The sequence below is a fragment of the Bartonella sp. OD88NMGDW genome, assembly GCF_042193775.1.
GTDB lineage: Bacteria > Pseudomonadota > Alphaproteobacteria > Rhizobiales > Rhizobiaceae > Bartonella > Bartonella grahamii.
The window spans coordinates 1-1,700 of the sequence record NZ_JBHIMA010000045.1 but is presented as its reverse complement, the minus strand read 5'-3'; the positions used below and the strand labels follow the sequence as shown (position 1 = coordinate 1,700).

The 1,700-nt window shown below is 41.6% G+C and carries 1 protein-coding gene and 2 pseudogenes; all 3 read right to left on the bottom strand.

The window, feature by feature from the left end:
- Nucleotides 1-293: 293 nt before the first annotated feature.
- Nucleotides 294-944, bottom strand: a pseudogene (locus ACFIJR_RS08945) (proton-conducting transporter membrane subunit); the annotation flags it as partial.
- A gap of 15 nt (nt 945-959) precedes the next feature.
- A pseudogene (locus ACFIJR_RS08940) lies at nt 960-1,295 on the bottom strand (hypothetical protein).
- Nucleotides 1,296-1,360: 65 nt separating this feature from the next.
- Nucleotides 1,361-1,603 (bottom strand): NADH-quinone oxidoreductase subunit K, encoded by a 243-nt coding sequence (locus ACFIJR_RS08935; RefSeq protein ID WP_375654056.1) that lies wholly within the window; start codon nt 1,601-1,603, stop codon nt 1,361-1,363.
- Nucleotides 1,604-1,700: the final 97 nt, after the last annotated feature.

The following is a 1,700-nucleotide window of genomic DNA, read 5'->3' as shown; positions in this document are numbered from 1 at the left end:
CCTAGAATGATGTTGGGGTTAAGGGATAGAAGGATAATTGGGGTAAGGTGTATGAATATTAGTGTATTTTCTCGTGTGAAAGGGGGTTTTATGTTAATTATGTGGTGTGTGAGTTTTCCTCGTTGTACTGTAATGAATATGTGGAGGGAGTAGAGGGCTGTGATTAGTATGTTAAGTCCTGTTAGCACGATAGTGATGTGAGATCAAGAGAATGAGGCTGTAATCACGAAGAGTTCTCCAATTAAATTAATGGTGGGGGGTAAGGCTAGGTTGGTAAGGTTTGCTGTGAATCATCAGAGGGCTATTAGTGGAAGTAGTGTTTGAAGTCCTCGGGAGAGTATTATAATGCGGCTGTGGGTGCGTTCATAGTTTGAGTTAGCTAGGCAGAATAGTATAGAGGAAGTAAGTCCATGGGCAATTATGAGGGTGGTTGCGCCAGAAAAGCTTCAGGGGGTTTGAATGAGGGAGGCTATGATTACTAGGGATATATGGCTTACGGAGGAGTATGCGATGAGTGATTTTAGGTCTGTTTGTCGTAGGCAGATTGAGCTTGTTATGATTATGCCTCATAGGGCTAGCATGAGGAAAGGGTAGGCTATGTATTCTGTTAGGGGGTTAAGAATAGGGGTGAGTCGTATTATGCCATAGCCACCTAGTTTTAAGAGTACTGCGGCGAGGACTATTGAGCCTGCGATAGGGGCTTCAACATGGGCTTTTGGGAGTCATAGGTGTAGGCCATATAAGGGTATTTTTGTTATGAAAGCTATCGTGCATGCTAGTCAGACGAGGTTGTGTGATCAGGTGGTTGTTAGTTTTTGGTCTGTGAGTGTTAGTAGTATGATATTTAATGAGCCTGCGTTATTGTAGGTGTAGGTTAATATGATGAGTAGGGGTAGAGAGCCAGTTAGTGTATAGAATAGAAAGTATGTGCTTGCGTTGAGGCGTTCTGCTTGGTTACCTCATTTGGTGATGATGATTAGGGTGGGAATAAGGGTGGTTTCGAATAGGATGTAGAATAAGATTAATTCTGTGGCCATGAATGTTAGAATTAAGGTGATTTGAAGGAAAATTATTGTGGAGAGGTAGAGTTTTTTTTGCGAAGGGGGTTCATTGCATAGGTGGTACTGGCTAGCTATTATCATGAGGGGTAGAAGTCAAGCGGTTAGTGTCAGAAGGGGTGTTGTTAGTGGGTCGGAGGATAGGTAGGTTGAGTGGTTAAGGAGGTTGTTATTGGTTTGGTTAAAAAATAGTAGGGGAATGAGGCTAATGATTAGGCTATGTGTAGTTAAGTTAATTCAGATTATATTGTTTGTAGAGAATCATGTTATTGGTAGCAATATGGTTGTTGGAATGATTATTTTTAACATTGAAGTAGACTTAAGTTGTGGATGTAATCTAGACCGTATGTATTGGAGATTGAGACTAGTAGGGCAAGGCCTACTGCTGTTTCGCAAGCAGCAAATACTAGTAGGGTGATTGGTATGATGTTGGTCAGAGAGGAGTGTGTGTTTGAGGCCATGAGGGCGATTGTGATGAAGAGTGATATTATTATTCCTTCTAGGCAGAGGAGGGAGGCTATCAGGTGTGAGCGGTAGACTAGCATTCCGGACACTTTTATTGTTTATTTAATGGATTATCAATTTTGTCTCCCTACCTACAAATGGAATTTCATCTTGTTTCCATGCTGAGTAGTGAAACAG

Excerpts from the sequence above, each read along its gene's own strand:
- ACFIJR_RS08935 (WP_375654056.1), bottom strand. The coding sequence starts at position 1,603 with ATGCTAGTCTACCGCTCACACCTGATAGCCTCCCTCCTCTGCCTAGAA.